Genomic DNA, 24,983 nt, shown 5'->3' on the forward strand with positions numbered 1-24,983 from the left:
ACCAATTTCAGCCCTGTCGGCATGGATCTGCCGTTGACGCGGGCCGCGCGCTTGGGCTTATGAGAAACATGCACAGCACGCCTGCCCTCGATATGATCTTTGCCGCCCTCGCCGATCCCACCCGGCGCGCGATCCTGTCGATGCTGCTCGAGGATGACATGGCGGTCACGGATGTGGCCGAACCGTTCGAGATGAGCCTTGCCGCGATTTCCAAACATCTGGGCATCCTCAGCCGCGCCGGTCTCATCAGTCAGGACCGGCGGGGCCGGGTGACCTGGTGCAAGCTGGAGCCGGACGCCCTGCGCGATGCCTCGATCTGGATGCAGAGCTTTGGCCAGTTCGAGGCGGTCAATCTCGATGCGTTCGAGCGGTTCCTGCAAAGCGAATTGCCGGATGATCCCTGACGCCCGCCATATGCCCGAGGCGCGGATCGACACCGTGCCGGGGGCCATCCTCATGCCATTGCGCGCCGAGACCGGCATGGCCTGTGGTGCGCTCATGCCCGACGGCATGGTCCTGCCTGCGGCACGCACCCTCTTATCCGCCGGGCGTTTTACAGCCGACCCCGTGCTGTCACCCGGCGCATGCGCACAGCTTCCGGGACGCTGGCTTTTTGCCGGGGTGGGGCGGCACCATTTCGGTCATTTCCTGCTCGAAGCGGTGCCACGTCTCTGGGCGCTCGATCATGTGATCGGGGCCGTGGACGGCATCGCGCTGCTGCCAATGGCGGGCCGTGACATCGCCGCCGTGCTGCGCCGCCGTCTTGGCCCGCTGCTGGATATGCTGGGGCAGGCCCTCCCCGTGCATCTGGTCGAGATCCCGACACAGGTCGATGAGCTGATCCTTCCGACACAGGGATTTGGCCATTTGCACTGGAGCGGCGGCACGCCCGAGGCCCGCACCTATATGCGCCGCCACCTCTGCGCCGGGGACGCGCCCGTTGGACCAGACAAGGTCTATGTCTCGCGCCGTCGCCTCAAGAATCCGGAACAACAGGTGCCGCATGAACAGCTCATCGAGCGTTGGATGTCCCGCGCGGGCTACGACATCTTTCACCCGGAGCGCCACAGCGTGACCGAGCAGATTGCGCGCTACCGCGCTGCCCGCGTGATCGTCGGCCCTGATGGTTCGGCGTTCCACATGGCCGCCTTCGTGATGACCCCCGGAACCAACGTTGGCCTCATCCAGCGCCGCACCCGTCAGGACACATTCGACGCCATCGCCCGGCAGATCACCAGCTTCTCAGAGGTGGAGTTGACCACGACCGCCGCCCTTGCGCAGCTTGCACCCAGCGCGGAGGACGATCCGACCCCGACCGAATTGCGCCAGCTGCGCGGCGATCTTCAGGCCGCAGGTTTCATCTGAGGCGCGCTCTCGTCCTTTAACAACAACACCAGCGCCACCACCGTCAGCCCCACCCCCATCAGGACCAAAAGCGGTGGCAAGGCATGCCCAAGCGCCGCCTGCCAGAGCGTCACCCATGTGGGCGTGAGATAGGTATAGGCCATCACCTTGGCACTGGGCAGGTTCAGGCTGGCATATTGCAACAGAACGAAGGTCATCGCGGTGGCGAAAACCGCCGTATAGACAATGGTGACCCAGACGATCGCGGGCAGGCCCGCCCAATCGGTCGCCCGGATCTCGCCCCAGCCCGCCGCCGTGATCAGCACCGCAGCCCCCAGCATGGTGCCAAAGGAAAACACCACCGGCCGTTCGCCGCGATTGAGCAGGCGTACCAGCGGCGTGTAAATCGCATGTGCGGCACAGCCAAAGAAATAGATCACTTCGCCGCGCCCGACCTCGAACGCCACCAAAGCCGAGAGGTCGGCGCGAAAGATCACCCAGAGCGCGCCCATCGCCCCCACACCCAGCGCCAGCGCCATGCGCGGCGTGGTGATCTGGCGCAAGAGCACATAGCCGGCGATCCCCGCCATGATCGGGGTGAGGGTAAACACCGCCGCTGCCGACACCGGCGCCGCCGTCTTGAGCCCCTCGAACATCATCACGAAATAGAGCCCCATCGCGCCGCCGAGCAGCAGGTAGCGCCAGGGCGCTACCCAGGTGCTGCGCGGAATACCCGTGCTCAGCATGGCCCCCGTGCCCACGATCACAGCCGCCAGGAGGAAACGCGGCGCGTTGAGTGCCGCAGGTGCCAAATGCTGCGCCGCCATCGAGCCCAGCGCAAAGGACCCGGCCACCAACCCCGAGAAACACAGCATCGCCAAATGCCCCTTGAGGGCAGGTGTCATCCCGCCTGCCACGCTGCCGCGCGTTCCTTGAGGTGACTCAGAAATGCCTGCACCTTGGTGGTGCGGTGGAGATCCATATGCGTGACAAGCCAGAGCGGCGCGGCCCATTCCGGTCTGGGGGGCATGACCTGTATCAGCCCCGGCATCTCTGCCGCCTGCAACACTGACGTGAATCCGATCCCCGCCCCGGCAAGAATCGCATTGCGCTGCGCATGCACATCGCCCGAGCGAAACACGATGGCCTCGCCAGGCACATTATCCTGCAACCAGCGCAGAAACGGCGCGCGCGTCTTGGGATCATCCGCGCCGATAAAGCGATGCTTGGCCAGATCCTCCGTGCCCTTGGGCAACCCGTAGCGCGCCACATATCCTTCGCTGGCATAGAGCGTGAATTGCTGCTGAAAGAACGGCTGCACCACATTGTCGGGTTGATCCGGCACGGACCCCGCCCGGATCGCCACATGCGCCTCGCCATATTCCAGCCGGAACAGGCGATCGCCCGTCAGATAGCGCACCACCAGACCGGGATAATCGTGCTGAAACGCCGCCAGCACCGGCACTAAAAGATGGCTCAAACCGCCGATCGAGGTCACGACCAACTCGCCCGAGACATCGTTGCCCTGGCCCTTGATGCGCCCGGCCAACTGATTGAACTGGTCATCTGTCGCCTGCGCCACACGCAGCAGGTCATCGCCCGCCTCAGTCGGGGTGTAGCCCCGCGCGTGCCGCTGAAAGAGCTTGACGCCCAGCCGCTCCTCCAGCGCGTCGATATGGCGGATGACAGTGGCATGATGCACGCCCAACACCTCCGCCGCCCCGCTCACAGTGCCGATCCGCGCCACATTATACGCGGTCCGCACTTCGTCCCAATTGTCCATCACCGCGATCACCCTGCCCGCTGTCCCGTTCGCCGCGCAACTATGCGGCGGCGGAGCGGCGGTTGCAATCACCTGCGATGCGCGTAGCATAGCGGCACCCAGCCGTAGAGCGCCCCCTGATGAACGTCACACACACCAGCCCGGATCTGCTGATCATCGAAGAGATACCGTGGTTCATCGCGATCATGCTCAGCCTCTTTACGATGCTCTTTGCCGGGGTGGGTCTTTTGGTGATGCCGCAGAGCCTCGTTGGCGGTCTGGTCTTTCTGCTGGTCGGCGGCGGCATGGGGCTTGCGGGTGTCGGCATCTTTGTCGAACGCCTGCAACTCATCCTAGACGCGGGGGCGGGCACCGCAACCCTGCGCTCACGCACCATCTTTCGCCACCGCGAGACGGTGTTTCCGCTTGACGACTTAGTCCGCGCCACGGGTGAGACCACCTTGTCAGGCTCTGCTACCGACATTGACCCCGCCCGCGTGCGACGAAAACTGCACCGCCCCTCGCTCGTGCTGCGCGATGGCGCAAGTGGTGATGCGCTCCTGCACCCGATCACCGAGATCTATGACAGCAGCCGCTCCTCAGGCGAGGTGGTGCGCGCCATCAATGACTGGCTCGCCCAGCGCCGCGTCTTAGACCCCACGCTTGACTCCCCCCCACCCCCGCGCTAAACGCCCCCCAATTCCCGGAGGCCGATGCTTCCGGTCCCGGCCCCGTGTCGGGATCGCCCCCCGTCAGCGCGTTGCGCCCACGGGGGCGTTTATCGTTTGAACCGTTGCCCCTATATGGGGGTGACATGGCAGCAACCGGCACAGGAGCCTGAGCGATGTTTGAAAATCTATCCGAACGCCTCTCCGGTGTCTTTGACCGGCTCACCAAGCAAGGCGCGCTGTCCGAAGAGGATGTGAAAACCGCCCTGCGCGAGGTGCGTGTCGCCCTGCTTGAGGCTGACGTGTCCCTGCCCGTCGCCCGGGATTTCATCAAGACCGTCGAGAGCCGCGCCACCGGGCAGGCCGTGACCAAATCCGTGACCCCGGCCAGCAGTCGTCAAGATCGTGCATGACGCCTGGTCGAGACATTGCGCGGCGCCGTGATCCCGCGCGCTCAAGATCGACACCCGCCTGCCCCATTCTGATGGTCGGCTGCAAGGCTCGGGCAAAACCACCACCACCGCCAAGCTCGCCAAGCGGCTCAAGGATCGCGACGGCAAGCGCGTGCTCATGGCCTCGCTTGATACCAACCGCCCGGCGGCGATGGAACAGCTGGCAATCTTGGGCAAACAGATCGGCGTCGATACGCTGCCCATCGTCAAGGGCGAAGACCCGGTTCAAATCGCCAAACGCGCCAAGACCCAAGCGGCGCTTGGTGGCTATGACGTCTACATGCTCGACACCGCAGGGCGGCTGCACATTGACGCAGAGTTGATCGCGCAGGCGGCGGCAGTTCGCGACGTCGCCAATCCCCGCGAAACCCTGCTCGTGGTCGATGGTCTGACCGGACAGGATGCCGTCAACGTCGCCACCGAATTCGATGACAAGATCGGCGTCACCGGTGTGGTCCTGACCCGGATGGATGGCGACGGGCGCGGCGGTGCGGCGCTCTCGATGCGCGCCGTGACCGGCAAGCCGATCCGCTTTGTCGGCCTTGGCGAAAAGATGGACGCGCTCGAAACCTTCGAGCCGGAGCGTATCGCGGGCCGCATCCTTGGCATGGGCGACATCGTCGCCCTCGTGGAAAAGGCGCAGGAAACCATCGAGGCCGCCGAGGCCGAAAAGATGATGCGCCGCATGGCCAAGGGTCAGTTCAACATGAACGACCTCAAGGGCCAGCTTGAGCAGATGCAGAAAATGGGCGGCATGGAAGGGCTCATGGGCATGATGCCGGGCATGGGCAAAATGTCGAAACAGGTGCAGGAGGCCGGGTTCGACGACAAGATGCTCACCCGCCAGATCGCCATGATCCAGTCAATGACCAAGAAAGAGCGCGCCAATCCCGCGCTGCTTCAGGCCAGCCGCAAAAAGCGGATCGCGACCGGGTCCGGCATGGAGGTCTCGGACCTCAACAAACTTCTCAAAATGCACCGCCAAATGTCCGACATGATGAAAAAAATGGGCAAGATGGGCAAAGGCGGCATGCTGAAACAGGCCATGAAGGGCATGTTCGGCAAGGGCGGCATGCCCGACATGAACGACCCCAAAGCAATGGAAGAGGCGGCCAAATCACTTGGCGGCAAACTCCCCGGCGGCTTGGGTGGCGGTCTGCCCGGCCTTGGTGGCGGCATGGGCCTGCCCCCCGGCCTCTCCGGCTTTGGCAAAAAGAAATAACGCCATGCTTTCACTGTTCCCAAAATACTCAAATCCCACTGCGCAGCCGGCACCTCGCCGGGGGATGGCACAGCGATGAACCTGACCCAGGCCCCCACGCTGGAAACCTCGCGCCTGATCCTGCGTGGACCAGAACCACAGGATATCGCCCCCACCATCGCCTTTCTGCTCGACCGGGAGCGGTCCGAGGGGTTTGGGTCTTCGCCCAACCGGGGCGAGGCATGGCGCTGGTTTGCCCTCAACGTCGGCCATTGGCATATTCATGGCTACGGCTATTTCACCATCGAGATGAAAGACAGCGGTGAAACCGCAGGCATCGCCGGCATCTGGAACCCCGAAGGCTGGCCCGAGCCGGAATTGGGCTGGGCGCTCTATGCCGGGTTCGAGGGGCGCGGCATCGCCTATGAGGCCGCGGCCCGCGCGCGCCGCTATGCCTATGAGGATCTTGGATTCTCGACACTCACCTCGAATATCGTGCCGGGCAACACCCGCTCGGTCGCCCTTGCCGAACGCTTGGGCGCATGGTTCGAGCGGGAATATGAGAATATCCACATGGGACACGATCTGCTCTACCGCCACCCCGCGCCGGGCGCAGACGATGGCCGCGACGACGACGGTTCGGTCGAGGCCTATGCATGACCACCCTCACCCTGCATATCCCCGAGGTCAAAAGCGGTGATCTTATCCTGCGCACCATCTGCGAGGATGATCTTGACCAGCTCGCTGCGTTCTACGCAGGCACCCGCAGCCAATTTGTCGGTGGCCCCCTGTCACGCGCGGACTGCTGGCGGCTCATCGCGGGCAACCTCGGCCATTGGGCGCTGCGCGGCTTTGGCATGTGGGTGATCGCTGATCGCGGCACTGGCAACCCGCTCGGGGTCTGCGGTTTCATCTTTCGCGAAGGCTGGGACGAGCCGGAGCTTGGCTGGCAGGTTTGGGACGGGTACGAGGAGCGCGGCATCGCCTATCGCGCGGCCCACGCCGCGCGCACCCATGGGGCCGCGCACTTCGGCCTCGACGGCGTGATTTCCTATATTGACCCGGCCAATACCCGCTCTCAGGCTCTGGCCGAGCGTCTCGGTGCGCGCTTTGAGCGTGACGGCACCCTGCTCGGCACACCTTGTCAGGTTTGGCGACACCCGAAATCCGGCGAGGTGGCAGCATGACCTGTTTGACCAAACTCAATGCACCGCACACGGCCCCCTCCGGGGCCTCAAAGGCGCGCCACATGACCGACATCCCGACCAGTACGGGTGACATCGCCCAAACCTTACGTTTCACGCCGCAAACCTCAAGGTTTGTACAGGCCGGAGGCTCGCATGACTGACGCAACCGCCCTTGCCGCCCAGCTTTTGAAAGAGCACCGCCAGAGCATCGACCGGCTTGACGCGATCCTCGTCTTCACGCTGGCTGAGCGGTTCAAACACACGCAGGCCGTGGGGAAACTCAAGGCTGAACACGACCTTCCCCCGTCCGATCACGCGCGCGAAGCCGCGCAGATCGAACGGCTCGAAGAATTGGCGACAACGGCCGATCTGGACCCGGAATTCGCCAAGAAGTTCCTGAACTTCATCATCGCCGAGGTGATCCGACATCACCAACAACACCAATCGTAAGGTGGGATCAAACCCCATCAACCCCCGCCATTAAAGGAGAATATCAAATGGCTATGAAAATCCGTCTCGCCCGTGGTGGCAGCAAAAAGCGCCCCTTCTACCGTATCGTCGCCGCCGACAGCCGCATGCCGCGCGATGGTCGTTTCATTGAGAAACTGGGCACCTATAACCCGCTTCTGCCCAAGGACAGCGAAGACCGCGTGAAAATGGATGTCGAGCGTATCCAGCACTGGCTGGCGCAGGGCGCTCAGCCGACCGACCGCATCAGCCGCATGCTTGAGACCGCCGGCGTTGTCGCCAAGAAAGAGCGCGCAAACCTGAAGAAAGCCGTTCCGGGCAAGAAAGCTCAGGAACGTGCCGCAGAGAAGACAGCCAAGGCCGAAGCAGCCGAAGCAGCGGCAAACGCCCCCGCCGAAGAGGCCGTGGTCGAAGAGGCTGCAACCGAGGAATAAGACAGGTAAGGCGCTGGAATGTCACAGTTTTCCAAGGACTTCCAGACCGCCCTGCGCGATCTCATGCGGTGGCGGCGCGACGTGCGCCGCTTCCGCCGGGACGCGGTGGATGAGGCTGTCTTACAGGACTGCCTCGACACCTTCCTGCTCTCGCCCTCTGTGGGTCTGAGCGAACCGTGGCGCGTGATCCGGGTGCAATCCCCCGAGGCCCGCGCCGCGGCACTGGCCAACTTTACAGCCGAAAATGACCGCGCCCTCAAGGGGTATCACGGTGAAAAGTCACGCATTTACAGCGGCTTGAAACTGTCCGGCATGCAAGAGGCGCCGGTGCAATTGGCGATCTATTGCGACGAGGCCACCGACAAGGGCGCGGGCCTTGGCGCGGGCACCATGCCCGAGATGCGGCGCTATTCCGTTGTCGGCGCGATCACCCATTTCTGGCTCGCGGCGCGTGCGCAGGGGCTTGGCGTCGGCTGGGTCTCGATCCTTGATCCAGAGCAACTCGCGCGCGACCTCGACGTGCCCGCCGACTGGGCGTTGGTCGCCTATCTCTGCGTCGGCTGGCCCGAAACCACCAGCGACACGCCAGAGCTGGAACAGGCTGGATGGGAAACCCGCCGCCCCACCCTGCCGACCGAGGTGCGTTGAGCATGCGTGTGGCCCCATTGCACATCCGCGGAATTCAGCGGATCATATCCCGATCTGTCAAACCGGAGACCACGCCATGAGCGACAGTGACCGCATTTGTGTGGGCGCCATCGGCGGCGCCTTTGGCGTGCGCGGCGAAGTGCGGCTCAAGAGCTTTACCGCCATGCCCGAGGATATAGCCAGCTATAGCCCTCTGACCTCTGAGGATGGCACGCGGCAGTTTGACATCAGCCTGACCGGCCAGACCACCAACGGCTTTACCGCACATCTGTCCGGCATCGCCACCAAAGAGGCCGCCGATGCCCTGCGTGGCACCCGGCTCTATGCCCTGCGCGCGCAACTGCCCAATCTGCCGGATGATGAATATTACCACGCCGATCTCATTGGGCTTGAGGTGTTCGACACGGGCGGCACCCTCTTGGGACGGGTCAAGGCGGTGCTCAATCACGGTGCGTCTGACCTGTTGGAAATCCACGGTCCCGGCCTCAGCGCCACGGTTCTGCTGCCCTTCACGCTTGAGGCGGTGCCAACCGTCGATCTGGCCTCTGGCCGCATCATCGCCGACCCGCCCGATGGTCTGATATGAGCGACACGCCCCGCTCGCACGGGCGCAAATCCATCCGCGCCACCCTGACCCCGCGCGAGTTGATCACGCCCACGCCGGACCTCGCAGGCGTCTGGACCGCGCGGGTGATCACCCTGCTTCCCCAAGCGTTTCCGGGCATTCTGGGCGAGAGCCTGACGGGACGCGCCTTGCAAAACGGCCTCTGGGCACTCAACGCGATCGACCTGCGCCCTTACGGCGAGGGCAAGCATCGCAACGTCGATGACACGCCCGCCGGGGGCGGCGCGGGCATGGTGATCCGCGCCGATGTCATGGGCCGCGCGATTGACGAGGCTATGGCGGCCACCCCGCCCGGCTGGCCGCTGATCTACCTCAGCCCGCGCGGGCGGCGGTTTGATCAGGCGATGGCGCAGGACCTCTCGCAGCGCCCCGGTGTCACCTTGATCTGTGGTCGGTTCGAGGGGCTGGATGAGCGCGTGATCGAGCATTATGGCATCCAAGAGGTCTCCTTGGGCGATTTCGTCATGACCGGCGGCGAGATTGCCGCGCAGGCGATGATCGACGCCACCGTGCGGCTCTTGCCCGGTGTGCTGGGCAATGCCGAAAGCACGGCCGAGGAAAGCCATTCCAACGGGTTGCTGGAGCATCCGCAGTATACCCGCCCTGCCGAATGGATGGGCCGGGTCATCCCAGAGGTTCTGACCTCTGGCGATCACGCGCGGGTCGAGAAATGGCGGCGCGAAATGTCCGAGCGCCTAACCGCTGAACGGCGTCCCGACCTTTGGGATGCATATCGGGCGTCCCAAAAGGCCAAGTAAACGCTGCGCGGTGATATCCGCTTAGCAACCAAACTTCTTGAGATCAAATTGAAACGCCTGCGGCGCGGCGCATTTTGCCAAGACATACGGCACGGATCCGGACGCCAAGTCGAATGGATCTCCGGGAAGGCTTGCAACTTTGGCTTTTTGCGACAACGCAAGGCTCTGACATGCAAATGCGCCGCCTGTGGTTTTGGTGATCGGGTTGTAGCTTTTTGTTGGGTGGCGAAAACAGATCGCAGAGGACCCATTGACGGTGTCAAGCTTCCACTCTTCGGCGACGCCCCTACGGTTGCCTGGATACCATAGCCAAGCCTTACCCCTAGGCCCTATATAATTGATCTGAAACCCGTGTGCGCCATCGAATGACAAATAAGTGGTGCCGATAACAGGATAATCAGCGAACTGATTATCCCGTGCCGTCACCTCTGCAATAGCGCCCGTCGCGCTGCGGCTTGGAAGGGACGCATCGCTACACGCCGATTGCAAAACCACCGCCCCAAGAGCAACCGCGCGCCTAACGCGCCGATTTAGCATGTCAGGCTAACGCTCCATCGGAATGGTTGGTTGTTCTTTCCCTTGACAATTTTTAGATCAGCAGTGCCGTCAAAGCCGCCCATGAAGGCCAAAACACCAGCTTCAAACTTGGGTTTGCAACCGGTCTTGCTGCGCGCAACTGCTTCGACATCGTTCGGCGTGTAGGAAAAATTCTTATTGCCTGCTTGAACTTGAGCAACTGTTCTTTCCGGATTAACGGCGATCTCGAACGGATTGCCGTTGTAAGTGACAGCTTCACGCGTCGCCCAGCCAGCGTCGGTCTTGGCTTGTGCCTGAGTTTCCGCTGCCGTCGGGACATCTCCACACCCGGCCAAGAATGCCGCCAGCATCAGCACAGTACTCGTTACTCTCTTCATGATTTCTCTCTTGTTGATTGCATGCATTTGCATGGATAATCGCCATCCAAACAAAGCTCAACCCTGACCTTTAATGCACCGCTTTGAACGTATCATCGGGCTTGATCCGCCCGCCACTTGTCCCTATATACCGCCTTGCTTGGAATCGCTTTGCGGCTCCGGGCCTGTTTGTTTTAGGCATGACGGCCCACCAGACCTTCTTCGGTCGCCTGCGGTAGCCTTGGCAAACGGATCACAGACAATGACGACCTGATCTCTGGCGGGCGCAACTGCGGACCCGGAAGAAGACCAAGAGCTCTGAGGGCGCGAGACATCTTTGCGGAAAAACCGCAAGTAAATCAGGAGAGAAGCGATGGATATTATCGCTCAGATTGAGGCGGAACAGATCGCCTCGCTCGGGAAAACCATTCCCGATTTCAAGGCCGGCGACACCATTCGCGTCGGCTACAAGGTGACCGAAGGCACACGTTCGCGCGTGCAAAACTTTGAAGGCGTCTGCATCAGCCGCAAAAACGGCAAGGGCATCGCAGGGTCGTTCACCGTCCGCAAGATTTCCTTTGGCGAAGGTGTGGAACGTATGTTCCCGCTCTATTCGACCAATATCGACAATATCGAGGTTGTGCGCCGTGGTCGCGTGCGTCGCGCCAAGCTCTACTACCTGCGCTCGCGTCGCGGCAAATCGGCCCGCATCGCCGAGGATTCCACCTACAAGGCCCAATCGGGCGCTTCCGCGTAAGGATTGGTACGATGAAAAAAGAGATTCACCCCGATTACCACGCCATCAACGTCAAGATGACCGATGGCACTGTTGTGCAAATGCGCTCGACCTATGGCAAAGAAGGCGACACGCTGTCGCTCGACATCGACCCGTCGGTGCACCCCGCCTGGACCGGCGGCAGCTCGCGTCTGATGGATGCCGGTGGCCGCGTGTCCAAGTTCAAGAACAAATACGCCGGTCTCGGGTTCTGAACCCTGTTTCTGGACGGATACGACAAACGCCGCCCCTCGGGGCGGCGTTTTGCATGGGGCGCAAGCGTGCCTTTACTTTTTGGTAAGAATTGGGCTATAAACAGGACATCCGAAAATCGGTTTTCAGTGACCTCACCGAAAACGTGACCCTGCGGAGCGCCTACTCCGCAGGGTCTTTTCTTTCAGGGGCTTAGAGCCCTATCAAGAGCCGGATGATCCCAACAAGCAGCGTCCCCGCTGCAAGTAAAACCATCCATTTCCGAAAGTCGGTTTCTCTCAGTTTCCTCACCTCCTTGCGCTGCAATGGGTTGCAGCAGGACTACAGCACCGCGTCGGCGTGAAGGAAAGGTTAAAATTGTCGATATTCGTGGTGATTTTTGGCAGAGCCCGCCCCTACACTTGCACCTGTGCCGCAACCGGATAAAACGGACTCAGACGAGCAAGAGGACGCGCAATGGCGACGGCACTGATCATACTGGCGGCAGGTCAGGGGACGCGGATGAATTCCGAGCTTCCCAAGGTGCTGCACCCAATTGGCAGCGCGCCGATGTTGGGGCATGCGATACAGGCGGGCGCGACCCTCGAGCCCGATCATGTGATCGTGGTGGCCGGACATGGGGCCGAGGCCGTACGCGCCGCGGCGCTGGAGTTTGACGAGACCGCGCAGATCGTGATCCAATCCGAGCAATTGGGCACTGCCCATGCGGTGGCCCAAGCTGCGCCGCTCCTGGCGAACTACCCCGGTGACGCGCTTGTGCTCTATGGCGACACACCCTTCATCCAGCCCGAGACATTGGAGCGGATGCAGGCCGCGCGCAGTACCCATGACATCGTCGTGCTGGGCTTTGAGGCGGCCGATCCGGGCCGCTACGGGCGGTTGGTGACGGACGGCGATGATCTCCTGCGGATCGTCGAGTTCAAGGACGCCACCGAGGCCGAGCGCGCTCTGACCCTATGCAACAGCGGCGTGGTTCTGGCGCCCGCCGCTTTGCTTTTCGATCTCATCGCACAGGTTGGTAATACCAATGCCTCGGGCGAATATTATCTGACCGACATCGTGGGTCTGGCGCGGGTGCGGGGGCTGTCGGCGACTGCCGTCACCTGCGAAGAGTCCGAGACGATGGGCATCAATTCCCGCGCCGAACTCGCACGCGCCGAGGCTGGATTTCAGACCCGCAAACGCGCCGAAGCGCTGGAAACCGGCGTAACCCTTGTCGCGCCGGAAACGGTGCAATTCGCCTATGACACATGGCTCGGCCGTGATTGCGTGATCGAACCCTATGTCGTCTTCGGCCCCGGCGTGACCATCGAAACCGGCGCACATATCCGCGCCTTCTCGCATCTCGAAGGCTGCCATGTGGCGCGCGGCGCGGTGGTCGGCCCCTATGCCCGGCTTCGCCCCGGGACAGAACTGTCCGAGCACGCCCGCATCGGCAATTTCGTCGAGCTCAAGAACGCGCTGATCGGCGAGGGGGCCAAGGTCAATCACCTGAGCTACATCGGCGATACGCGCGTGGGAGATGAGAGCAATATCGGCGCAGGCACCATCACCTGCAATTACGATGGTGTCTCCAAGCATGAGACTGTGATCGGCGCGCGGGTTTTTATCGGCTCCAACACCATGCTAGTGGCCCCTGTCACCGTTGGTGACGGGGCCATGACCGGGTCGGGATCGGTGATCACCCGCGATGTCGCACCGGATGCGCTGGCGATCGCCCGCGCGCGGCAGGTGGACAAACCCGGAATGGCCGCCAAACTGTTCGAAATGCTCCGCGCCAAGACCCGAAGCCGCGACAAAGGATCAAACTGATGTGTGGAATTGTTGGAGTTCTTGGCAATCACGAGGCAGCGCCCCTCTTGGTCGAGGCCCTCAAGCGGCTGGAATATCGTGGCTATGACAGCGCCGGGATTGCCACCGTGCATGGCGGGCATCTTGACCGTCGTCGCGCGGTGGGCAAGCTGGTCAATCTCTCGGATCTCTTGGTGCATCAACCGCTGGCGGGCAAGGCCGGGATTGGCCACACCCGCTGGGCCACGCATGGTGCGCCGACCGAGGCCAATGCCCATCCGCACCGCTCTGGCCCGGTCTCCGTTGTGCATAACGGTATCATCGAGAATTTCCGCACCCTGCGCACCGAACTGGCCGCCGCCGGGATCGGCCATAAGACCGACACCGACACCGAAACCGTCGCCCTTCTGACGCATCACTACATGACGCAGGGCATGGACCCCGTCACAGCCGCGCGCACAACCATCGCCCGGCTCGAGGGGGCCTACGCGCTCTGCTTTCTGTTTGAGGGCGAACCCGATCTTCTGGTGGCGGCACGACGCGGCAGCCCGCTGGCCATAGGCCATGGCACGGGCGAGATGTTCGTTGGCTCGGATGCCATTGCGCTGGCCCCGATGACCGACCGCATCACCTATCTCGAAGAGGGTGACATCGCGGTTCTCACGCGGACCAGCCTGACCATCACCGATCGCCATGGCCATCTGGCAAATCGCCCCATCAAGACCATCGAGATCGACAGCACCCGCGTCGACAAGGCTGGCCACCGGCATTTCATGGCCAAGGAAATCACTGAACAGCCCTCGGTGATCGGCGCGGCCTTGGGTCATTACCTCAGCAGCGATGGCACCCGCATCACCCTGCCCGAGGGGCTGCCGGATTTCGCCGGCATCGAACGGCTGACCATGGTCGCCTGCGGCACCGCACATTATGCCTGCCTCACCGCCAAATACTGGTTCGAGCAATTGGCCCGCCTGCCGGTCGAGGTCGATATCGCCTCGGAATTCCGCTATCGCGAGCCCCCCGTGACCCCCGGAACCGTGGCGCTGTTTGTCAGCCAGTCGGGCGAGACCGCCGATACGCTCGCGGCTCTGCGCTATGCAACGGGACGCGCAGAACAGATCATCTCGGTGATCAACGTCTCCGAGAGCTCCATCGCCCGCGAGAGCGATTTGGCGCTGTCCATCCATGCCGGGGCCGAGATCGGCGTGGCCTCGACCAAGGCCTTTACCTGCCAACTGACCGTGCTCTTGTTGCTGGCGCTCAAGGCGGCGCAGGACCGGGGAGAGATCGAGCCGGAACGTCTGGTTGACCTCTTGTCGGCCCTGCGCGCTCTGCCCGCCACCCTCAACACCGCAATGGGCTGCAACGCAGAGATCCAGACCGTCGCCCGCCAGCTTGCGACATCCCCCAGCGCGCTCTTTCTGGGGCGTGGCCTGATGTATCCGCTGGCGCTGGAAGGCGCGCTCAAGCTCAAGGAAATCAGCTATATCCATGCCGAGGCCTATGCCTCGGGTGAGCTGAAACATGGCCCGATCGCCCTCATCGACGACACAATGCCGGTGATCGTCATGGCCCCCTGCGATGCGCTCTTCGACAAGACCGTGTCCAATATGCAAGAGGTCATGGCCCGTGGTGGCCGCATCCTGCTCGTGTCCGACGCGCGCGGTGTCGCCGAGGCCGGTGATGGCGTCTGGCAGGCCATTACAATGCCCGCCACTGACCCCATTCTCACCCCGATCCTCTACGCCCTGCCTGCCCAACTCCTCGCCTATCACACCGCCATTGCCAAAGGCACAGACGTCGACCAGCCCCGCAACCTTGCCAAATCCGTCACGGTCGAGTGAGACAGGGCATCGCGCGCGATGATGCCGACCGGGTGGGGCACCGCTTGCATTGCGCCCAACGCTCCGTTAGACGCCAGACGGTATTTCGATCACTCTGGACATGATGTCTCCTTGCATTTTCATCATAATGGCCGTGTTTCGGCCAGAGCCTGATTATCTGGAGGCACAGATCCGATCTATCGCGGATCAGACCCATGCATCCCGACGTCTGATTGCCGTGATTGCCGATACCAGTTCAGATACGCTGGTGTCCGACCTCGCCACAGCGGCGGGCCTTCCCGTTAGCCTTGTTCCCAGCGACGTCACGCTGGATTCCGTCCGCGCCTTCGAGGCCGGATTGAGCGAGACGCTGCGCCTAATCGCCGCCGAAGGGCTGGACGACGACGCGGTTCTCATCGCCCTGTGTGATCAAGATGACATCTGGCATCCGGATCGTCTGGAGAAAGGCGTGGCTGCCCTCGCAGCCAGCGGTGCCGACCTCGTGCATAGTGATGCGCGGCTGGTGGGGCCGGATGGCAAGACCGTCTTGCAGCGCTCCATGTTCGCCACCGAGCGGCGCAAGCGCAATCCCGGTCTGCGCGGGCTGCTCTATCGCAACAACATCACCGGCATGACGACCCTCATGCGACCCCGGCTGGTGCGACTGGCCCTTCCCTTTCCCCCCCAGAGCGGGGTCCATTTCTATCACGACCTCTGGCTCGGACTGTTGGCGAGTGCGACCGGCGGCGTCCACGTGATCGACGAGTGCCTCGTTGATTACCGGCAGCATGACAGCAATGTGATGGGCGCAATCGACCGCCGCCAAGGCGGAGGCCTGCGCGTCAAGCGCCCCGACGCGATGTGGCTGCGCAAAGAGGCCACGGCCTATGCGCTGGCCCGCTATCTCGGACAATCGACCTATAACCGGCTCACCGATGCCATCGCCGATGGCCGACTCAGTCATGGCGAGGCCAAAGCCGCCCCGCTGCGTCCCTATCTGCGGCGGATGCGCGGGATGGGCACGCATCTGCGCGACGCGCTCGTCCTGACCCTACAGGGGCACACGGGTCTGGCGCGGATCGCGGCGGGCTTTGCCGTGGTCAGCACAGGACGCATGGTCTGGACCCTGCGCGAGGCCTTTGGGCCCAGCCTGAAAACCACGATCGACGGGTTCGACACCCGGCTTTACTCGCTCTCTCCCGGCATGACGCCCCGGCCACCCTCGTCCTCGCACCGGCAGGACAGGCCCCCGGTCAAATACGAGAGCATTGTCGACCTGCGCAAAGAGCCGCGCTTTGTGCCCGAGTTCACAGCGCCCCATCCTGCGCTGAACATCCTTGTGCCGACGCTGAACCCAACCGAGATCTTTGCCGGAATCGCCACAGCGCTCGACATCGGTCTCGGGCTTGCGGCCCGCGGCTACCACGTCCGGTTCATCGCCACCGACTTGCCCCTCTCGTCCCCCGGCACCTCCCGCAGCTTTGTGCTGGGCCGCTTGCCCAGAGCGCATGACTTGCAAGGCGCGGCGGACCGCATCAGCCTGCTCTGCGGCGTTCAGAGCAAGACCCTGTCGCTCAATGCCCAGGACGTGTTCATGGCCACCGCATGGTGGAGCGCGCATGTCGCAGAAAAGCTGATCCGCCGCCACGCCATGACCCATTCGCGGTTTCTCTATCTCATTCAGGATTACGAACCGCATTTCTACGCGTGGGGCCCCGAATTCGCCGATGCCATGGCAAGCTATGATTTTGCATTTGATCCAGTGTTCAACACCACCCTGCTGCGCGACTGGTTTGCGGGTCAGAACTTTGGCTTTGCCACCGATGATGCCCTCGCCTTTCATCCCTCGATCGACATCGAGCGCTATAGCCGCGTGGCACGCGCCACGCCGGGTGGCGCACCGCGCCGTCTGGCGCTCTATGGGCGTCCGGACGTGCCGCGAAATATGTACGCCACCGCAATCGAGGCCTTGGCCCGCTTTGTCGCGCAAGAGCAGCTTGGCGCGGAGGATATCGAATTGGTGTCCATCGGCCAGCATCATGGCGATGTCACCCTGCCCGGCGGTCTCGTCCTCAAGAGCCTCGGAAAACTTGCTTGGGAGGATTATCCCGACTACCTTGGCAGCGTTGATCTGGGTCTCTCCTTGATGTATTCGCCTCATCCCAGCCACCCCCCTCTCGAAATGGCCGCCGCCGGTGTGCGGGTCGTCACCAACACGTTCGGCCCCAAGGATCTGAGCCGCCTCAGCCCGGCAATCCTCTCGGTGCCAGCGACCGCACCCGATCTGGCGGGGGCGCTCAGCGCGTCTTGGCACGCCGCCCCGGTGAGCCAATCCGACCGCGAGATCAATCTGCTTGATCTGGGAAGCCACCCCGAAGATATGATCGACAGTCTGGCCAATCGGCTTGTCACGCGCGTGCCACGGATCTAAAATACAGCCCCATGACACAAAAGATCATCCTGCATATCGGCTCGCCAAAATGTGGCTCGACCTATCTTCAGCGCGTCATGCTCCAGAATACAGACTGCCTGTCGCAGCACGGCATCTGCTATCCAGCACCGACCGGATCACATCCCGGCAATGCCGGCAAACTGGCCGAGATCACAGAAGATCAGGTCACAGCCATGTTCGCGGATGGCGCGGAAACCGTTGTTCTCAGCCATGAGGATCTCTACTCGCTCTCGAAACGCGGCATCGCACTTGCAGAGATCACCGCCAAGGCTGGAATCGCCGTACAGATTCTCGCTTTCTTGCGTCCCTTCAGCGATTTCGTTTTCGGCGATTACTCGCAGTTCATGAAGCAGCATTTCGATACCTTTCTGGCCGAGCGCAGACCCTATGGCGGGCGCGATTTCCCGACCTTTGCCAAACGCCGGATCGACACGATGAAACCGGCGGCCTATTTGGCCAACTGGGGCAAGCTGTTTCCGGACCTGCCGATCATTCTCGACAGCCACCGCAACATTCAGCAGGTTCTAGACGACGTGCTCGGACATCCCACGGGGATGAACTGGGACGTGCCGATCCACGACACCAATCCGTCACTGCGCATGCAGGATTGTGACATCATCGCCGCCGCGATGCTGGACCCGGAATGCGCCGACGAGGATATCCGACAGATGTTCCTCACAGCGTATCATCACACCCAGAACCCGGACATGGGTCGCAACCCGCAGCGCATTGCGTGGCTCGAAGAGCAATTCAAACCCCAGAATGACGCTCTATTGGCGCAGTTCGGCTTTGATAACCGGGTCATTATCCCAGAGGATACCGAGGTTTGATTCCCGGCATCGGCACGGCGGGGCGTTCGACGCTGGCCCTCCGCATCGCCTGAACGTCCTCCCTCAGGCAGATTTCGCCGTGTCGATTTTCATCAGGGCATGATGATGCGCAATCGCTTCATCGACATCGGAGTAAAAGCTGAACTGCCCATTCTCGAGCACGGCGGCATGGCTACAGAGGCGTTTGACCTGCCCAACCCCATGCGTCACCATGATGGCACCGCTGCTCTGAACCCGCTCGGCAAACAACTCTTCTGACTTTTCGCGGAATGCGGCATCGCCGACCGCAGTCACCTCGTCCACGAGGTAGGTGTCAAAATGAATGCCCATGGACACGCCAAACGCCAGCCGCGATTTCATGCCCGAAGAATAGGTGCGCACCGGCAGGTTGAAGTGTGGACCCAGCTCAGCAAAATCCGCGACGAAATCCGCAAGCTCCTCGGTATCGACACCGTAAACCCGCGCAATGAATCGCACATTCTGCAGCCCGGTCATCTCGGGGTGAAAACTCCCGGCAAAGCCGACCGGCCAGGAAATCGTCCCGGTGCTGATCACCTCCCCACTGTCGGGGTCCATCGAGCCAGAGATCATCTTGAGCAAACTCGATTTTCCAGCGCCATTTCGGCCAAGAATGGCAACTGCTGTGCGGTCTGGAAACACAGCCGAGATGTCATCCGCAACCACCTTGTGCTGCCCGTTGAGCACAAAGGTCTTGCACAGGTTGCGTATCTCGATCATTGGCCCGGCCCGCTCAGCGCCTGTCACGCAAGGAATAATAGACCATCACCATAATCGACCAGCACATCAGCAGAAATCCCGAGATCATGCCCAATAGCATCAGACGTCGCGGATATTCCGCCGTTTCGGCCAAAGTGGGTGAAATATGGGTGGCCAAGTACCGCGATTGCCGTTGCGCCTCGGCCAAGGCCACATCACGCGCCGCCAGAGCAGACAGATAGCTTTTCTCGGCAAACTGCCGTTCAAGTTCCAGCGCCTGATACTCTTCCAGCAATTCCGCATATTGCGTCACACCCGAGACCCCGCTCACGCCCCCGAAACTCGACCGTTCTTCGTCAATCAATTTCTGAATGGCCGCAATCTTGCGATTGGTCTGGGTCACGCGCGGGTCGCTCTCGGCAGACCCGTCGAGCAAAAGTTCCAATTCGATCTGGGCTTCTGCCATCTGCGCGTTGAGCGAATTCAACAGCCCCATCTGGCCTTGAATATCCGCCACCGGATCAACAATCTGGGTCCGGTTGCGAAAGCTGGTAAGCGACTGGTTGGACACCAAAAGCCTATCTTCGGCACGCGCCAACTCTTCTTCGGCATAACGCATTGCATCCGCCCGCGCGATCGCAGACAGTTGGTTGATCATATCGCTGCTCTCGCGAAAGACCACTTCGGCGATGGACCGCGCATCCTGCGGATCAAAGGCCAGAACCCGAATTTCAACCAGACCGCTGCTGCGATCGTAAAAAATCTTGACCATGCGCTGCCAATAGCTCGACAGAGCCTCAATCCGCGTATCGTCCCCAAGGGTAAACACCGGATCGCCGGGCCGCTGATAGATCCGCGAGAGATCAAGCTGCTCGTTGACCGCGCGCACGATCTGCGGGCTCTGGATGAACTCATACAGAATATCCGTGTCCGAAGAGCTGGACCCCGACAACTCGGTGATCCCGCCCAGCAACTCGATGGCTGATCCGATCTCTTCGGTGCGCACCGAGAACCCGACATGGCTGGCGTATTGGTCGCGGGCGATCCCGTAGAGATACCAGATCGACAGGATCACCGGTAAAACCACCAAGGCCACAAAGCTAAGCCCAATGATCACATGGCGCGTCTTGACACGCGCGGGCTTTGCAGTGGGGCGCACAGGAGTTCTATTCGCCGGAGCCTGAACCACGTTCGGACCCGTCTTCGTTTCAGGCGCAGCCCCCTTGCCCGGGGTTGCAGCCAGTTTTTCCGCAGGAGAGTTGGTCTGAGTCAAATCTAGCTCTTCACTATGCTACCGCCCGACAGATGCGCCGGTTGGGGATTTTCTATCAAAGGACACGGTGATACACCATCCATCAAGATGACAAATATAGCCCTCCCTCCGGCCTTACCGCGCAAGCGCACAGGCACTCTTCAGACCGTCATGGCGCTGATCCTGCGCGAGATGTCCTCGACCTATGGTCGTTCGGCCTTGGGCTATCTTTGGGCCATTCTAGAGCCGGTCGCAGGCATCATGCTGATGACCTTCCTTTTCTCATTGGCCTTCAGAAGCCCGAGTCTTGGAACCAATTTCCCCTTGTTCTTCGCCTCGGGCGTCCTGCCCTTCATGGCGTATATGGACATCAGCGGCAAAATGTCACTGGCGTTGCGGTTCTCAAAGCAACTGCTGTTCTATCCCGGCGTCACCTATATCGACGCGCTCATTGCACGGTTCATCCTGAATGCGCTCACGCATGTCTTGATTGCCGTCATGCTGTTTCCCCTCATCCTGTTTCTCTATGACGTGAATGTGATCATCGACATGAAGGCGTTGGCGATGGGCTATCTTCTGGCATTTGCGCTGGGCATAGGCGTCGGCACTCTGAATTGCTTCCTGCTCTCCGTTTTCCCGATATGGGAGCGCGCATGGGCGATCTTGAACCGTCCCTTGCTGCTGATCTCGGGCGTCATTTTCCTCTATGATACGGTGCCCATGCCCTATCGGGACTGGCTGTGGTGGAATCCCTTGGTGCATCCCATCGGTTTGGTGCGCAAAGGCATCTACAGCACCTATGACGCTGAATATGTGTCTTCGGTCTATGTTCTGACGGTTTCCGGGATCACGCTGATGCTCGGCTTGCTGCTCTTGCGGCGCTATCACCGCGACATCATCAATTTCTGACGCGCGGTCGCGACACGGTCCGCTTCAGTGCGCCTAGTCCCCGTCGCAGCCGGCTGCGAGAATGCAGCGCGGTTTGTCCCTGCACATGATACGCCGCGAGAATGACCGCCGCCTCTGCGCCCAGCGGGGTCTCGCTGGCCTCATCATAGTCGGGCGTCATGTCAAAGGCGGCGTCGCCGTTCAGAAAATTCCGCGCCAGCGCAGCATTCGACATCTCGCATTGCTCCAACAGGCGTTGCCGACGCAGAAACGTCATCAGAAACCGCCGTGACGGCACACGCACCACCGCCGGCGCCTTGGCAAAAAAGCGGTCCACCTCTTGTCCCACCAACAGCGGTGCAACCCCCTGATCCAGCATGGCCCGCTTGAGATAGCGCGCGGGTTCGATCAACCCGGTCGGGGGGCTGACATTATGCGACCGAGGGGACACCGCATCATCGGGCAACATATCCGATATGCCCAGCGCCTCCAGAAATCGGCGCACTGCATAGTCCGGGGCTTGCTCTGGTCTCAGGGGCACGGCGAGGATATTCTCGCGCGCAACGCTACGGACCCAGTTCATCAGCATCGCATTGTAGTTCAGCACCTGCTTTTCGACCCGCATCTCCATCAGCGCGGTAATGCCGCGACGCCAGTCAGCCCCACTTTTGACATGCTGCTTGTAGTCGGATTCGATCCACAGATCCTGTCGCCGGAAATAACAGATCACGCCGACGTCGAATCCAGCCTGTCGCATGCGCTCGACCACCTCAAGAGCAATCGAGCCGCGCGCGACACCGAACAGATACTCCGAACTCAGGATCACATCGCCATCGCGCCGCAGAAAGAAATCGAGCAGTGATTTCACGCGGGCCGTGTCCCCCTCGAGCATCGCATTGGCGAGATGCAAGGCATTGCCCTGCTCGGGAACACGCTCTCCGGGGGCGAACTCATAGTGAATTCCGCGCGCCGCCAGTTCGTTGGCATGGTCTGCCAGATAGGCCTGAATTGACGTCGTCGCACATTTCGGCATGCCGACATGCAGGAAAAGGCGCTTCTTCATACTGATCAACTGCCTCACCAACCGGTCGGCAGCACCCTAGTGTTCCCCAAGAAATGACACAAGCCGCAAATACGCAAACCCCACGTTGCCAAGCATCCCTCGGGGCTTTAAGCCAAGGCTCAGAGAGAATGAAGGCATCGCAGGATCACATGGGCTGGCGCGGATATATTCACGATGACAGCAGGGCCGTGTTCTTCTGGTCGCAAAAGGCGGCCTGCACCACCCTGTTCAACTTTCTCGCCGACAACATGCCCTCGCGCCCTGCCAAAAAGCAGTATTTTCACACCAATAGCGCGCCCTTTCGCGGCTGCGCCGAGGCGCTTTTGACGCGCAACTTTCGCTCGGTGATCCTGGTCCGGCATCCGGCGACCCGCATCATCAGCGCGTATTTCAACAAGTTCTGCCTCTATCGCGGCCGACAATTGCTCAGCCGCGCGGATCTGGAACCCTTTGCACAGGATCTCCACGATCTCTATTGCGCGCGCACCGGTGCCGATGCCAACGACAACAGCATGTCCTTCGAGGCCTTTCTGGACACGATCGCGCATCTGCACGCCAGCCGTCCACGCCCCGAAAACCTGATCAACGGGCATTGGGAAACGCAGGTGCCCGCCTTTTACAGAGAAGAGGGCATCCATTACGATTTCGTCGTCCATGTCGAGCGGCTGGATGTCGAACTCTCTCGGGTCGCCCGCAAGCTGCGGATGACCTATACACCGCGCGTGCTGAACCGCACCCGCCTGCCTGAAACCCCGCTCAGCGGGTATCTTGGCAATCTGTCGGCGCGCGATCTGGTGGATATGAGTTTCAACTATGACAATTTCATCACCCCAGACACACTCTCGACCATCCATCGCATCTACGACATTGATTTCAGAACCCTCGGCTATCCGGTCGATCCGCGCGACGGGTTTCATGGCACCGGATGGGCTGGCGCGTTGAACCGGACCTTTCCCGCTTTGGGGCGCCTCACAGGAAGATGAAATCCTCCACCGACAGGCTGCTTGTCGCCACATCCTCCAACAGAATCTCGTGATCCGCATAGCGCACAACCGCACCATCGACCGTGTCAAAGAGATCAAGCGCCAGAAAGCGGCCCATCAGCCCCGGCCCCGCAACCCCGCTCAGCCGAATCTGATCCTCACCGATCTGGAAATCGGCGACCACGTCGCGCTCTCCGGCGACCAGATCATTGAACACGAAAACATCCGCCTCCGCTCCGCCCCGCAGCGTATCGTGACCAGCGCCGCCGTTGAGCGTATCGCGCCCCGTGCCACCATCCATCAGGTCGTTCCGCCCGCCCCCGGCCAGAAAATCGTCGCCGCTACCGCCCAATAGGGTATCATCCCCCTCTCCGCCACCGAACTGATCGTTGCCTGCCCCCCCGTCCAATAGATCGCGCCCCGGCCCCCCTCCGATCACATCATCCCCGTCGCCGCCGCGCACTGTGTCTCGGTCAAAGCTCCCCGCCAGCCTGTCATCCCCGGCGCCACCTTCGAGCAGGTCATTGCCCGGCCCGCCGCTCATCACGTCCTGACCGTCCCCGCCGCTGAGGACATCATCCCCGTCGCCGCCGCCCATCGTGTCATCGCCGCCCTGCCCCCTGAGCCTGTCCGCGCCAAGACCCCCTCCGATATTGTCCTGCCCAGCACCACCTTCGATCAGGTCATCGCCCGCTCCGCCCGCAAGCCGGTCATCGCCCGCGTCGCCGCGCAGCGTGTCATTGCCGCCATGTCCGGCCAGACTGTCCGCGGCCACGCCCCCCTTCAAGCAGGTCCGCGCCCTCGCCCCCAACCAGAACCAGCGACACAGGCGCAGGTGGCGAAACAACGACCGGGCTCGGTGGCGGATCAACGCGCGTTGGCGGGGCGATCCCCCCCATTTCCAAAGGTCCAAGCACAATATCGAAATGTGACAGCAAGGGTGACACCATCGCGGACAATTCCGCCGCCGCAAAGACCACGCCAGCGGCGTTGCGCACCTCGAGCTCTTCGGCCCCGAACCGCAGCACGGCCCCTTGGCTCGTCGGCGCAAAACCAAGCTGCCCGAGATTGCGCAACATCGGCCAGAGCGACAGGTCAAGCCGGTCCTCCCCCAGCGTGAAATCCGCAATCACATCGCGCTGTCCATCCGCCATGAGGACAAAGACATCTGCCCCGGCACCGCCAATCAGCGTATCCTTGCCAGATCCGTCGCTCAGCACGTCCTCTCCCGCGTGGCCCTCCAGAACGCCATCGCCCCCACGGCGTGACAAAAGATCATTCCCGGCCCCGCCCTCGATCCGCGCCGCATCGCCACGCAGCACCACGCCAAGTGACCCCAGATCAACCCGAAACAGGCTCAGCCCCGCCTCTCCCGCCGCCGTCACGAGAATGTCGATACCCCCCGCCCGGATCTGTGCCGCCAACCCGGACACACCCTCCAATGCAAAGACCTGCTCATCAGCCAGCGTATCCAGATGCAAGAGCCGCCCTTCGGCCGTCAGCCGGAACAGGCTCAGCCCCGCGTCCCGCCCCGCCACCAGCACAAACACATGCCCGTCCTGTGCGATCACCTCCAAATGCGACACCCCGGCGAACCGCGTCAACAGCCCGTCAATCACATGATCCGCAATCCCCAACGTGCCCCCCGCCCCAACACTCAGCACCGTCAGGCTCGCACTGTCCGCCGATGCCACGATCAAGAACGACCGCCCCGCCACCTCAGCGGGCGCAAGCCCCGTGATTGTCTGCACCGGCA

General features: G+C 61.9%; 27 protein-coding genes and 1 pseudogene. 19 read left to right on the plus strand and 9 right to left on the minus strand.

Translation table 11 applies throughout. From position 1 onward, the window contains the following. Positions 1-68 precede the first annotated feature (68 nt). Complete coding sequence (locus ROS217_RS04720) at positions 69-404, plus strand: ArsR/SmtB family transcription factor (RefSeq protein ID WP_009816532.1); 336 nt, start codon at positions 69-71, stop codon at positions 402-404. Beyond that, positions 394-1,365 (plus strand): glycosyltransferase family 61 protein, encoded by a 972-nt coding sequence (locus ROS217_RS23125; RefSeq protein WP_009816533.1) that lies wholly within the window; start codon positions 394-396, stop codon positions 1,363-1,365. The genes ROS217_RS04720 and ROS217_RS23125 overlap by 11 nt, the downstream gene beginning before the upstream one ends. On the opposite strand, the gene ROS217_RS04730 is transcribed toward ROS217_RS23125, so the two are convergent. Together ROS217_RS04730 and ROS217_RS04735 are read right to left on the minus strand one after the other, a co-directional pair. Then, on the minus strand, positions 1,344-2,249 hold the full coding sequence (locus tag ROS217_RS04730; protein ID WP_009816534.1) for a DMT family transporter: 906 nt from the start codon (positions 2,247-2,249) through the stop codon (positions 1,344-1,346). The two genes, ROS217_RS23125 and ROS217_RS04730, sit on opposite strands and share 22 nt — an antisense overlap. Then, a complete protein-coding gene (locus ROS217_RS04735; protein WP_040651106.1) occupies positions 2,246-3,127 on the minus strand; it encodes a LysR family transcriptional regulator in 882 nt (293 codons plus the stop codon). Before ROS217_RS04735 ends, ROS217_RS04730 begins: the two co-directional genes overlap by 4 nt. A 119-nt stretch (positions 3,128-3,246) precedes the next feature. Between ROS217_RS04735 and ROS217_RS04740 the strand changes: the two genes are divergently transcribed. The 9 genes and pseudogenes from ROS217_RS04740 to trmD all read left to right on the plus strand — a co-directional run bounded on the left by ROS217_RS04740 (position 3,247) and on the right by trmD (position 9,547). Next, on the plus strand, positions 3,247-3,795 hold the full coding sequence (locus ROS217_RS04740; protein ID WP_009816536.1) for a hypothetical protein: 549 nt from the start codon (positions 3,247-3,249) through the stop codon (positions 3,793-3,795). 155 nt (positions 3,796-3,950) lie between these two features. Further along, positions 3,951-5,448, plus strand: a pseudogene (ffh, locus tag ROS217_RS04745) (signal recognition particle protein). A 75-nt stretch (positions 5,449-5,523) separates the two neighbouring features. Continuing rightward, the gene (locus ROS217_RS04750; RefSeq protein ID WP_009816539.1) at positions 5,524-6,087 is read left to right on the plus strand and encodes a GNAT family N-acetyltransferase; all 564 of its coding nucleotides are present in this window, start codon (positions 5,524-5,526) and stop codon (positions 6,085-6,087) included. Further along, a complete protein-coding gene (locus tag ROS217_RS04755) occupies positions 6,084-6,614 on the plus strand; it encodes a GNAT family N-acetyltransferase (RefSeq protein WP_009816540.1) in 531 nt (176 codons plus the stop codon). The genes ROS217_RS04750 and ROS217_RS04755 overlap by 4 nt, the downstream gene beginning before the upstream one ends. Before the next feature lie 153 nt (positions 6,615-6,767). Beyond that, a complete protein-coding gene (locus ROS217_RS23410; RefSeq protein WP_083781515.1) occupies positions 6,768-7,064 on the plus strand; it encodes a chorismate mutase in 297 nt (98 codons plus the stop codon). A gap of 47 nt (positions 7,065-7,111) precedes the next feature. After that, a complete protein-coding gene (gene rpsP, locus ROS217_RS04765) occupies positions 7,112-7,516 on the plus strand; it encodes a 30S ribosomal protein S16 (RefSeq protein ID WP_040650361.1) in 405 nt (134 codons plus the stop codon). A gap of 18 nt (positions 7,517-7,534) precedes the next feature. Next, entirely contained in the window at positions 7,535-8,164 is a 630-nt protein-coding gene (gene bluB, locus ROS217_RS04770) for a 5,6-dimethylbenzimidazole synthase (protein ID WP_009816544.1), read from the plus strand. A 76-nt stretch (positions 8,165-8,240) separates the two neighbouring features. Continuing rightward, complete coding sequence (rimM, locus tag ROS217_RS04775) at positions 8,241-8,750, plus strand: ribosome maturation factor RimM (RefSeq protein ID WP_009816545.1); 510 nt, start codon at positions 8,241-8,243, stop codon at positions 8,748-8,750. Next, positions 8,747-9,547, plus strand: coding sequence for a tRNA (guanosine(37)-N1)-methyltransferase TrmD (gene trmD / locus ROS217_RS04780; RefSeq protein ID WP_009816546.1), 801 nt, complete (start codon positions 8,747-8,749; stop codon positions 9,545-9,547). Before rimM ends, trmD begins: the two co-directional genes overlap by 4 nt. Before the next feature lie 21 nt (positions 9,548-9,568). Here trmD and ROS217_RS04785 read toward each other — a convergent pair whose 3' ends face one another. Next, positions 9,569-10,084, minus strand: a complete 516-nt coding sequence (locus tag ROS217_RS04785) for a hypothetical protein (protein ID WP_157046544.1) — start codon at positions 10,082-10,084, stop codon at positions 9,569-9,571. After that, positions 10,078-10,494 (minus strand): hypothetical protein, encoded by a 417-nt coding sequence (locus tag ROS217_RS04790; protein WP_009816548.1) that lies wholly within the window; start codon positions 10,492-10,494, stop codon positions 10,078-10,080. The genes ROS217_RS04785 and ROS217_RS04790 overlap by 7 nt, the downstream gene beginning before the upstream one ends. Before the next feature lie 319 nt (positions 10,495-10,813). Here ROS217_RS04790 and rplS point away from each other — a divergent pair, with 319 nt between their 5' ends. The 6 genes from rplS (at position 10,814) to ROS217_RS04820 (ending at position 18,324) form a co-directional block, all read left to right on the plus strand. Beyond that, positions 10,814-11,197 (plus strand): 50S ribosomal protein L19, encoded by a 384-nt coding sequence (gene rplS / locus ROS217_RS04795; protein ID WP_009816549.1) that lies wholly within the window; start codon positions 10,814-10,816, stop codon positions 11,195-11,197. 11 nt (positions 11,198-11,208) lie between these two features. Continuing rightward, positions 11,209-11,430 carry a 50S ribosomal protein L31 gene (gene rpmE / locus ROS217_RS04800; protein ID WP_009816550.1) on the plus strand — a complete coding sequence of 74 codons (222 nt, stop codon included), beginning with the start codon at positions 11,209-11,211 and terminating at the stop codon, positions 11,428-11,430. Positions 11,431-11,884: 454 nt separating this feature from the next. Then, positions 11,885-13,240, plus strand: a complete 1,356-nt coding sequence (glmU, locus tag ROS217_RS04805) for a bifunctional UDP-N-acetylglucosamine diphosphorylase/glucosamine-1-phosphate N-acetyltransferase GlmU (RefSeq protein WP_009816551.1) — start codon at positions 11,885-11,887, stop codon at positions 13,238-13,240. Next, entirely contained in the window at positions 13,240-15,063 is a 1,824-nt protein-coding gene (gene glmS / locus ROS217_RS04810; RefSeq protein ID WP_009816552.1) for a glutamine--fructose-6-phosphate transaminase (isomerizing), read from the plus strand. The genes glmU and glmS overlap by 1 nt, the downstream gene beginning before the upstream one ends. 100 nt (positions 15,064-15,163) lie before the next feature. Then, complete coding sequence (locus tag ROS217_RS04815) at positions 15,164-17,473, plus strand: rhamnosyltransferase WsaF family glycosyltransferase (protein ID WP_157046545.1); 2,310 nt, start codon at positions 15,164-15,166, stop codon at positions 17,471-17,473. 11 nt (positions 17,474-17,484) lie between these two features. After that, positions 17,485-18,324: a hypothetical protein gene (locus ROS217_RS04820; protein ID WP_009816554.1), complete on the plus strand. Its 840-nt coding sequence runs from the start codon at positions 17,485-17,487 to the stop codon at positions 18,322-18,324. Between the two features lie 63 nt (positions 18,325-18,387). On the opposite strand, the gene ROS217_RS04825 is transcribed toward ROS217_RS04820, so the two are convergent. Then, a complete protein-coding gene (locus tag ROS217_RS04825) occupies positions 18,388-19,062 on the minus strand; it encodes an ABC transporter ATP-binding protein (protein ID WP_009816555.1) in 675 nt (224 codons plus the stop codon). Between the two features lie 13 nt (positions 19,063-19,075). After that, a complete protein-coding gene (locus ROS217_RS04830; protein WP_009816556.1) occupies positions 19,076-20,200 on the minus strand; it encodes a sugar transporter in 1,125 nt (374 codons plus the stop codon). A gap of 201 nt (positions 20,201-20,401) precedes the next feature. Between ROS217_RS04830 and ROS217_RS04835 the strand changes: the two genes are divergently transcribed. Continuing rightward, positions 20,402-21,202, plus strand: a complete 801-nt coding sequence (locus ROS217_RS04835; protein WP_040650362.1) for an ABC transporter permease — start codon at positions 20,402-20,404, stop codon at positions 21,200-21,202. Here the strand turns inward: ROS217_RS04835 and ROS217_RS04840 are convergent. Further along, complete coding sequence (locus ROS217_RS04840; RefSeq protein WP_009816558.1) at positions 21,192-22,244, minus strand: hypothetical protein; 1,053 nt, start codon at positions 22,242-22,244, stop codon at positions 21,192-21,194. The genes ROS217_RS04835 and ROS217_RS04840 overlap by 11 nt on opposite strands. A 128-nt stretch (positions 22,245-22,372) precedes the next feature. Between ROS217_RS04840 and ROS217_RS04845 the strand changes: the two genes are divergently transcribed. Then, the gene (locus ROS217_RS04845) at positions 22,373-23,227 is read left to right on the plus strand and encodes a sulfotransferase family 2 domain-containing protein (RefSeq protein ID WP_009816559.1); all 855 of its coding nucleotides are present in this window, start codon (positions 22,373-22,375) and stop codon (positions 23,225-23,227) included. On the opposite strand, the gene ROS217_RS23130 is transcribed toward ROS217_RS04845, so the two are convergent. Both ROS217_RS23130 and ROS217_RS24625 read right to left on the minus strand, forming a co-directional pair. Then, positions 23,214-24,002: a calcium-binding protein gene (locus ROS217_RS23130; protein ID WP_009816560.1), complete on the minus strand. Its 789-nt coding sequence runs from the start codon at positions 24,000-24,002 to the stop codon at positions 23,214-23,216. The genes ROS217_RS04845 and ROS217_RS23130 overlap by 14 nt on opposite strands. Continuing rightward, positions 23,965-24,983 (minus strand): M10 family metallopeptidase C-terminal domain-containing protein (locus ROS217_RS24625; protein ID WP_009816561.1); only part of this gene is annotated, 1,019 nt, incomplete at its 5' end. The genes ROS217_RS23130 and ROS217_RS24625, both read right to left, overlap by 38 nt.

Source organism: Roseovarius sp. 217, from assembly GCF_000152845.1.
GTDB lineage: Bacteria > Pseudomonadota > Alphaproteobacteria > Rhodobacterales > Rhodobacteraceae > Roseovarius.

What these genes read in the sequence shown, in the direction of transcription:
- ROS217_RS04720 (WP_009816532.1), top strand. Translation starts at nt 69, where the DNA reads ATGCACAGCACGCCTGCCCTCGATATGATCTTTGCCGCCCTCGCCGAT.
- ROS217_RS23125 (WP_009816533.1), top strand. Translation starts at nt 394, where the DNA reads ATGATCCCTGACGCCCGCCATATGCCCGAGGCGCGGATCGACACCGTG.
- ROS217_RS04730 (WP_009816534.1), bottom strand. Translation starts at nt 2,249, where the DNA reads ATGACACCTGCCCTCAAGGGGCATTTGGCGATGCTGTGTTTCTCGGGG.
- ROS217_RS04735 (WP_040651106.1), bottom strand. Translation starts at nt 3,127, where the DNA reads ATGGACAATTGGGACGAAGTGCGGACCGCGTATAATGTGGCGCGGATC.
- ROS217_RS04740 (WP_009816536.1), top strand. Translation starts at nt 3,247, where the DNA reads ATGAACGTCACACACACCAGCCCGGATCTGCTGATCATCGAAGAGATA.
- ROS217_RS04750 (WP_009816539.1), top strand. Translation starts at nt 5,524, where the DNA reads ATGAACCTGACCCAGGCCCCCACGCTGGAAACCTCGCGCCTGATCCTG.
- ROS217_RS04755 (WP_009816540.1), top strand. Translation starts at nt 6,084, where the DNA reads ATGACCACCCTCACCCTGCATATCCCCGAGGTCAAAAGCGGTGATCTT.
- ROS217_RS23410 (WP_083781515.1), top strand. Translation starts at nt 6,768, where the DNA reads ATGACTGACGCAACCGCCCTTGCCGCCCAGCTTTTGAAAGAGCACCGC.
- rpsP (WP_040650361.1), top strand. Translation starts at nt 7,112, where the DNA reads ATGGCTATGAAAATCCGTCTCGCCCGTGGTGGCAGCAAAAAGCGCCCC.
- bluB (WP_009816544.1), top strand. Translation starts at nt 7,535, where the DNA reads ATGTCACAGTTTTCCAAGGACTTCCAGACCGCCCTGCGCGATCTCATG.
- rimM (WP_009816545.1), top strand. Translation starts at nt 8,241, where the DNA reads ATGAGCGACAGTGACCGCATTTGTGTGGGCGCCATCGGCGGCGCCTTT.
- trmD (WP_009816546.1), top strand. Translation starts at nt 8,747, where the DNA reads ATGAGCGACACGCCCCGCTCGCACGGGCGCAAATCCATCCGCGCCACC.
- ROS217_RS04785 (WP_157046544.1), bottom strand. Translation starts at nt 10,084, where the DNA reads ATGCTAAATCGGCGCGTTAGGCGCGCGGTTGCTCTTGGGGCGGTGGTT.
- ROS217_RS04790 (WP_009816548.1), bottom strand. Translation starts at nt 10,494, where the DNA reads ATGCAAATGCATGCAATCAACAAGAGAGAAATCATGAAGAGAGTAACG.
- rplS (WP_009816549.1), top strand. Translation starts at nt 10,814, where the DNA reads ATGGATATTATCGCTCAGATTGAGGCGGAACAGATCGCCTCGCTCGGG.
- rpmE (WP_009816550.1), top strand. Translation starts at nt 11,209, where the DNA reads ATGAAAAAAGAGATTCACCCCGATTACCACGCCATCAACGTCAAGATG.
- glmU (WP_009816551.1), top strand. Translation starts at nt 11,885, where the DNA reads ATGGCGACGGCACTGATCATACTGGCGGCAGGTCAGGGGACGCGGATG.
- glmS (WP_009816552.1), top strand. Translation starts at nt 13,240, where the DNA reads ATGTGTGGAATTGTTGGAGTTCTTGGCAATCACGAGGCAGCGCCCCTC.
- ROS217_RS04815 (WP_157046545.1), top strand. Translation starts at nt 15,164, where the DNA reads ATGATGTCTCCTTGCATTTTCATCATAATGGCCGTGTTTCGGCCAGAG.
- ROS217_RS04820 (WP_009816554.1), top strand. Translation starts at nt 17,485, where the DNA reads ATGACACAAAAGATCATCCTGCATATCGGCTCGCCAAAATGTGGCTCG.
- ROS217_RS04825 (WP_009816555.1), bottom strand. Translation starts at nt 19,062, where the DNA reads ATGATCGAGATACGCAACCTGTGCAAGACCTTTGTGCTCAACGGGCAG.
- ROS217_RS04835 (WP_040650362.1), top strand. Translation starts at nt 20,402, where the DNA reads ATGACAAATATAGCCCTCCCTCCGGCCTTACCGCGCAAGCGCACAGGC.
- ROS217_RS04840 (WP_009816558.1), bottom strand. Translation starts at nt 22,244, where the DNA reads ATGAAGAAGCGCCTTTTCCTGCATGTCGGCATGCCGAAATGTGCGACG.
- ROS217_RS04845 (WP_009816559.1), top strand. Translation starts at nt 22,373, where the DNA reads ATGAAGGCATCGCAGGATCACATGGGCTGGCGCGGATATATTCACGAT.